This is a genomic window from Vibrio sp. 10N.222.46.A1 (assembly GCF_041473595.1).
GTDB lineage: Bacteria > Pseudomonadota > Gammaproteobacteria > Enterobacterales > Vibrionaceae > Vibrio > Vibrio tasmaniensis_A.
In genome coordinates, this window is record NZ_JBFRSN010001608.1 from 1 (window position 1) to 638 (window position 638).

Consider the following 638-nt stretch of genomic DNA (forward strand, 5'->3'; position numbering starts at 1 on the left):
CCACCAGACAACACAGAAATGTGCTCATCTGCCAAGGTTTCTAAACCTACCATTCTTAATGCATTAATTATTTGAGCTCGCTTATCTTTTTGACTCTCTTTATTAAAGCGAATGCCATAAGCGACATTTTGGTACACCGAGCCATCAAAAAGGTAAGGAGTTTGGTGGAGATAGATGATGTCTTTAAATTTTAACCGAGGAAACAGGCTATGTTGCCAGCTTTGTGTCGGAGACTGAATACGGCCAGAGCTCGGCTTGATCAATCCTGATAAGATTTTAAGTAGGGTCGTTTTGCCAACGCCATTGTCCCCTTTGAGATAAATGGCATCGTTGGGGCCGATCGACAATTCGGGGATGTGGAACAAAACACGCTCTTTGTAGCGCATTGAAATTTGCTGCGTTGTTATTTTTATACTCATGACAGCGTTCCTAAGTTCTTAAATAGCCTTTTCCTCTCACACTGGAAAGGAAAAAGTTAAGGGCTAATGCCAATGCTAATAACACCATACCGAGGGCGACGCCTTGAGCGAATGCGCCTTTGTGGCTTTCCATGGCGATAGCTGTTGGGATGTTTCTTGTCATCCCCATAATGTTGCCACCGACCATCATTGAACAACCAACCTCAGTGACGATACGAG

General features: G+C 43.9%; 1 protein-coding gene and 1 pseudogene. Both read right to left on the reverse strand.

Features of this window, described 5'->3' with window-relative positions:
• Positions 1–419 (reverse strand): ATP-binding cassette domain-containing protein (locus tag AB4496_RS28395; protein ID WP_372133403.1); only part of this gene is annotated, 419 nt, incomplete at its 3' end.
• Between the two features lie 10 nt (positions 420–429).
• Positions 430–638: pseudogene (locus AB4496_RS28400) on the reverse strand (ABC transporter permease); the annotation flags it as partial.